Origin of the sequence: Acidocella sp., from assembly GCF_013044125.1 — a bacterium.
Lineage (GTDB): Bacteria > Pseudomonadota > Alphaproteobacteria > Acetobacterales > Acetobacteraceae > Acidocella.
Genome location: NZ_JABEVC010000136.1, coordinates 1 through 6,178, shown reverse-complemented (window position 1 = coordinate 6,178; position 6,178 = coordinate 1). Strand labels below are relative to the sequence as shown.

At 66.8% G+C, this 6,178-nt stretch carries 7 protein-coding genes; 2 read left to right on the top strand and 5 right to left on the bottom strand.

What is annotated here, in order from left to right:
* Positions 1–91: 91 nt before the first annotated feature.
* From HKL97_RS08830 to dapD, 4 genes are all read right to left on the bottom strand, one after another.
* Positions 92–1,225: an amidohydrolase gene (locus HKL97_RS08830; RefSeq protein WP_291424472.1), complete on the bottom strand. Its 1,134-nt coding sequence runs from the start codon at positions 1,223–1,225 to the stop codon at positions 92–94.
* A gap of 71 nt (positions 1,226–1,296) precedes the next feature.
* Positions 1,297–1,857, bottom strand: a complete 561-nt coding sequence (locus HKL97_RS08825) for a hypothetical protein (protein WP_291424470.1) — start codon at positions 1,855–1,857, stop codon at positions 1,297–1,299.
* Positions 1,854–2,948, bottom strand: coding sequence for a succinyl-diaminopimelate desuccinylase (dapE, locus tag HKL97_RS08820; protein WP_291424468.1), 1,095 nt, complete (start codon positions 2,946–2,948; stop codon positions 1,854–1,856). Before dapE ends, HKL97_RS08825 begins: the two co-directional genes overlap by 4 nt.
* Before the next feature lie 9 nt (positions 2,949–2,957).
* A complete protein-coding gene (dapD, locus tag HKL97_RS08815) occupies positions 2,958–3,806 on the bottom strand; it encodes a 2,3,4,5-tetrahydropyridine-2,6-dicarboxylate N-succinyltransferase (RefSeq protein ID WP_291424466.1) in 849 nt (282 codons plus the stop codon).
* A 119-nt stretch (positions 3,807–3,925) separates the two neighbouring features.
* Here dapD and HKL97_RS08810 point away from each other — a divergent pair, with 119 nt between their 5' ends.
* Together HKL97_RS08810 and HKL97_RS08805 are read left to right on the top strand one after the other, a co-directional pair.
* Complete coding sequence (locus tag HKL97_RS08810; RefSeq protein WP_291424464.1) at positions 3,926–4,882, top strand: hypothetical protein; 957 nt, start codon at positions 3,926–3,928, stop codon at positions 4,880–4,882.
* A 39-nt stretch (positions 4,883–4,921) separates the two neighbouring features.
* The gene (locus HKL97_RS08805; RefSeq protein WP_291424462.1) at positions 4,922–5,524 is read left to right on the top strand and encodes a nucleotide exchange factor GrpE; all 603 of its coding nucleotides are present in this window, start codon (positions 4,922–4,924) and stop codon (positions 5,522–5,524) included.
* 69 nt (positions 5,525–5,593) lie between these two features.
* On the opposite strand, the gene HKL97_RS08800 is transcribed toward HKL97_RS08805, so the two are convergent.
* Positions 5,594–6,178: AsmA-like C-terminal domain-containing protein (locus HKL97_RS08800; RefSeq protein WP_291424460.1), on the bottom strand; the 585-nt coding region annotated here is incomplete at its 5' end.

Below are 6,178 nucleotides of genomic sequence, written 5' to 3'. Positions count from 1 at the left end.
GCCCGCGCACGCTCAGCACGCTCACCAGCGCGTCGCCCTCGCCGTAAGCGGCGGTCTCCAGCACAATCGCGGGTTCCTGCCATTCCAGCATTCAGGCCAGCGCCGCCCGCGCCACGGCAGCGTAATAGCGTGCCGCCACGGGCAGGATCTCGTCGTTATAATCATAGGCCTCGTTATGCAGCCCGGCTGAGGCCCCGTTGCCGATCCATGCATAAGCCCCCGGCATCACCTCCAGAAACCGGCCAAAATCCTCCCCCGCCATGCTGGGCTTCAGATCTCCGCGCAGGCTCAGCCCCGCATCGGCGGCGGCCTGTGCCGCCAGCGCCGCCTCCGCCGCATGGTTGATGGTGGCCGCCACTTCGCCGGTAATCTCCACCCGCGCGGTCAAATCATGCGCCCGCGCGGTATGCTCCGCCACCTCGCGCACGCGCGCCTGCAAAAAATGCATCATCTTCGGCGTCAACGCGCGGATCGTCCCGCCCAGCGCCGCCTCAGGCGCAATCAGGTTGTTCGCCTCCCCGGCCTTGAGCGTGCAGGTGGAGATCACCGCCGCCTCCTGCGGGTCCACATTGCGCGCCACGATGGCGTTGAGCGCGATGATCAGGTGCGCCAGCCCCTGCACCGGGTCGGCGCAGGCATGCGGCATGGCTGCATGGCCCGCCACCCCGCGCAGCGTGATGTTGAAACTCGCCGCCGCGGCCATCACCGGCCCGGCATGCACCATCACCACGCCTGCCTCCAGCCCCGGCCAGTTGTGGTAGCCAAATATCCGCTCGCACGGGAATCTCTCCAGCAGCCCGTCGTCGAGCATCGCCTGCGCGCCGCCCAGCCCTTCCTCAGCGGGTTGAAAGATGCACTGCACAGTGCCCGACCACGATGGGTCCTCCAAAAGCAGCGCCGCCGCGCCGAGCAGCGAGACCGTATGCCCATCATGCCCGCAGGCGTGCATCACACCCGGATTACGCGAGCCATAAACCCGCCCCGGCGCCTCCAGAACCGGCAGCGCATCCATATCCGCCCGCAACCCGGTTGACCGGTTGGACACCCCGCGCGTGAGCGTCGCCACCACGCCATGCCCGCCGATCCCGGCGGTGAACGGAATACCCATCTCCGCCAGTTTTTCGCAAACAAACGCGGCGGTCGCGCGCTCCTGGCAGGATATTTCGGGATACGCATGCAAATGATGCCGCCATGCGGCGAGACGCTGGAACAAATCGGATTTCATGGCCGAGACCCTCCTGGCAGCGTCTTTATTCTTCTTCCCCGCATCCCGGCGTCAAGCCAAAACAGCGGCCCTTAAAGCTGGATGGCCTGCGTATACAGCTGCGGAAACACCAGAACCGGCGCCGCGGAAACGGCAGCGATCACCAGGCTGCTGAACAACAGCAGTCCCAGCGCCTGAAACCAGCTCAGGCTCAGCCCGGCGCGCATGATGAACCAGTGGTACCAGAGCAGATACAAGCCGGCCAAACCCAGCACCCCGATCTCTGCGGGCACCATGGCGAGGCCCAATTCCATGAGCACGGCCGCCACGAACGCCGCCGCGAAGAGCACCGGCAACAGCATCCAGAACGCCCAGTTCAACGCCGTGGCGGTGCGCAGCCACAGCGCCTCGCGGCCGGTCCACCGGGCAAATTCAAAAACGATCACCGGCAACACCAGCACCGCGCAAATCCGCGAGAACAACCCCAGCAGCGCGAACCCCCACTGCCCGCTCAGCGCGGAAATACCCGCGCCGACCAGCGGAAACGCGATCAACGGCGCCAGCGAGGCGGTAAAGGCGTCCATGGAGCCGCTGAACTCGTTGATCCCGGTTTTCCTCCCGCGCGCGAGCATGAACAGACCGCGCAAAATCATCGGCAAAAATCCTCGATCAGGGTTTGATACACATCCGCCAGCCGGCTCAACGCCGCCACTTCCACAGCCTCATCCGTGCGGTGCATGCTCACCCCCACCAGGCCGAATTCCGCCACCGGGCAATACCGCGCGATAAACCGCGCATCCGATGTCCCGCCGCCGGTGTTGCGCTCAGGCGTCACGCCCGTCACCTTCTCGATCGCGCGTGTCAGCGCCTCGGTATGCGGCCCCGCCTGCGTCAAGAACGCCTCGCCGGAAACCTGCACCTGCAATTGCGCCGCCGGTGCGAACTCAGCCAGAATCCCGCGCAGCCAGGCGGTCAGCCCGGCGCTGTCGTGCATGTTGTTAAAGCGTATGTTCAGCCGCGCGCTCGCCGTGGCGGGGATCACGTTGCTCGCCGCATTGCCCACATCCACCGAGGTCACCTGCAGGCTGGAAGGCTCGAACCACTCGTTTCCCGAATCCAGCGCCGCCGCCGTCATCGCGCCCAGCGCCGCGATCAGCCGGTGCACCGGGTTATCCGCCAGATGCGGATACGCCACATGCCCCTGCCGCCCGGTCACGGTGATCCGCGCGTTCATGCTGCCGCGCCGGCCGATCTTCACCACATCGCCCAGCACCGCCCGGCTCGTCGGCTCGCCCACCACGCAAAAATCCGGGATTTTGCCGTTCGCCGCCATCCACTCCAGCACGCGCACGGTGCCATCGGTGGCAACGCCCTCCTCGTCGCCGGTAATCAGCAGCGAGACATGCCCCGGCGCGCGCGCCGCCGCGGCCACGAAGGCGGCAATCGCCCCCTTCATGTCCACTGCGCCCCGGCCATAAAGCATCCCGTCCTCGACCACCCCGCCGAACGGATCATGCCGCCAGCCCTCGCCCGGCGGCACCACATCGGTATGCCCGGCGAAGCACAAATGCGCCCCAGCCCCCGGCCGCTCGGCAAACAGATTCTCAATTTCGCCGTAGCGCAGCCGCGTCACCGCAAAGCCCAGCGCCTCCAGCTGCGCCGCCAGCAGCCCTTGCGTACCGCCATCCGCCGGGGTGACGGATTGGCAGCGCAACAGGCTCTGCGCGAAGGCGAGAACGTCCATGCCCCTTACTTACGCGCGCAGCAGATCGTTGATGGAGGTCTTGCTGCGCGTCTGCGCATCCACCCGCTTCACGATCACCGCGCAGGCCAGCCCCGGCCCCGGCGCGCCATCGGCCATCGCCCGGCCCGGCAGCGTGCCCGGCACCACCACCGAATACGGCGGCACATAGCCCGAGAACACCTCGCCCGACTCGCGATCGACGATCTTGGTGGAAGCGCCCAGGAACACGCCCATCGAAATCACCGCCCCGCGCCCCACGACCACGCCTTCCGCCACTTCCGAGCGCGCGCCGATGAAACAATCATCCTCGATCACCACCGGCCCCGCCTGCAACGGCTCCAACACGCCGCCAATGCCCACGCCGCCACTGATATGGCAGTTTTTGCCGACCTGCGCGCAAGACCCCACGGTTGACCAGGTGTCAATCATCGTCCCCTCGTCCACCCGCGCGCCCACATTCACGAAACACGGCATCAGCACTACCCCGGGCGCGATATAGGCCGAGCGGCGCACCACGGCGCCCGGCACCGCGCGCACGCCCGACTCAGCAAACGCGCGCGCATCCCAGCCGGCGAATTTCATCGGCACCTTGTCGAACACATCCGCGCCGCCAACCCCGCCCATCGGCTTGTTGGCGTTCAGCCGGAAGGAGAGCAGCACCGCCTGCTTGAGCCATTGATGCACCACCCAGCCGTCAGCGCCCGGCTCTGCCACGCGCACCGCGCCCGCATCCAGCAGGCCCAGCACCGCCTCCACCGCATCGCGCTCGGCGCCGGTCGTGGCGGGAGAGAGTTCGCCCCGGCGCTCCCAGGCGCTGGCGATGATCTGTTGCAGTTGGTCGTGCGATGCGGCGCTCATGTCGTATCCTTGGGTGAAGTCTGAACCTGCGGCGGACCATCGTGGCGCGCCGCCGCGATGTCAACGCGCCACCGGTTTATTAACCTTCCGTTCAACCTCGCCCGGCTATTCATGCGCGCATGACACTTCCGCAAAATTCTGGCGCAGCCCCCCTCGTGCTGGCCTCGGGGCCTGGCACCGGCTGGCTCGCCATCGCCGGCATGCTGACCGACCTGGCCTTCGAGACCGACCCGCTCGGCCGCTTCACCGCCTTTGCCCCCGGCAAGGCTCTGGGTCAGCCGGCGGCGCAACTGCTGGGGAGGGAAATGGCCAGCCTGGTCACCGGCCCGCCCGGCGAGGAAGGTCTCAGCGCCGCGCAATTCCGCTCCATCGTCACCACCATCTGCACGGAATGCGTCGCCTGGCATGGCCGGGTGCAGCTCACCCGGCCGGATGGTTGCACCAGCATCTTCCGCCTCTCACTCGCCCCGCGCATCGCAGGCGGCAGCGTCAGCGGCACCTATGGCGTCCTGTTTGATCTGGAGGCCCCCGAGCTGACCTTGCCGGATAGCCACGCGGGCCGCACCGGCGACCCGGCGTTGCGTCTCAACTCCATGCTGGACGCTGAGACCGGACTCTGGTCGCACCGCACCTTCGCCGAGGAAATGTCGCGCCGGTTTGACCGTCTCGATGTCGAGGGTCAGCCCGGCACATTGCTCTATCTTGGTTTCTCGCGCGCCCCGGCGCCGATGCACGGCGCCATCGCCATGCGCATGGCCGGGGAACTGCGTGACATCATCCGCCCCACGGATCTTCTCGGCCGGATTGACGCCACCACCATCGCCCTGTGGTGCGACAACATGGACCACCTGACCGGCGGCGAGCGCGCAGCCAAATTCTGCACGCAATTGCCGCCGCTGCTGCCCGGCAACGCGCAGGTCACCGTCGGCGTCGCGCCGCGCTGGGCGGGCAGCGGCGAGGACACCTCCACGGTCATCGCACACGCCATCGCGGCGCTGCGGCTGGCGGATATCGTCGCGCAGCGCGCCACCGGCGCACCCGCCAGCGGCGCCTGGAAGGTCTGGCAGCGTGATTGAAGTCTTGTTTCCGCGCCCTGTATCGCCTAATTCCAGGCCATGACCGAGCATCAAGAAACAGCCCCCGCCACAGATCCCGTAACCCCCGCCGCCGAGGCTTCCGCCGCGCAGGCGCCCGCCGCCCAGGACCCTGCAATCCGCATCGCCGAGCTTGAAGCCTCGCTGCAGGAAATGAAGGACAAATGGCTGCGCTCCGAGGCTGAGATGGCCAATCTGCGCGCCCGCACCAAGCGCGAGGTCGAGGATGCCCGCCTCTACGCGGTGCAGAAATTCGCCAAGGACGTCGTGGAAGCCGCCGAAAACCTCAAACGCGGCATTGACAGCCTACCCAAGCGCCAGGAAGGCGAGGCCGAAATCGTCACCAAAATGCGCGAAGGGTTCGAGGGCATCGAGCGCTCCTTCCTCGCCTTGCTGGAGCGCAACGGCATCACCCGGCACGACCCCACCGGCTCAACCTTCGATGCCAACATGCACCAGGCGATGGCCGAGCAGGAAACCACCGAACATCCGCCCGGCACCATTTTGCAGGCATGGACCCAGACCTGGCAGCTCCATGGCCGGCTGTTGCGCCCCGGCATGGTCGTGGTCGGCAAGCTCCCCGCACCATCCGGCCCCGCCGTGAAGATCGACGAAACCGCCTGAACCGGGTTTCGAATGCGATGACCTCAGATTGACCTGCATTGTGGGCCAATCTGAGGTCTCAATCAGGCTCTAATCTCCAGTCTGGCTGCCTAGTCCAAAAATCCCGCGCAGAAATCCCGGCGTCAGCGCCGAGAGCGGGTTCAGCCCCACCTGCGGCGCATTCATCGTCCCGGTGATCTTCACGCGCGCCGCGATCAATCCGCCGCCTTTCTCCGCCGTGAACAACCCGCCCAGCACCGGAATTTTCCCGAGCAGCGCATTGATCTCATAAGCAGGGATGACCGTGGTATCGACATCCAGGCTTTCGTCATCCAGGCCGATCTTCCCGGAAGCCGTGAAGCCCAGCGAGGCCGAAAACGCCCTTGCGCCCTGTAAGGTCAGCGTCTGCCCGGCGATGCTGAAAGGCACCACCGCCCTGGCGAAGGAAAGCCCCGGCCCCGAAGCCGCCGCCGGCACGCCGTAAAGTGTCAGCGCCTGCATGATCTTGGTGAACGCCGGCGCCTTCAGCAGGCGGAAATCCGTCATCACGGCTTTGCCCGCCAGCGGCGTGCCGCCGCCGTAATCGGCATCCAGCGCCAGCGCACCGCCCTGCAAGCCCTTATAAACATTCATTGCGCGCAACAGCAGCCCGGCGTCGGGCGCGCTCACCTTGGC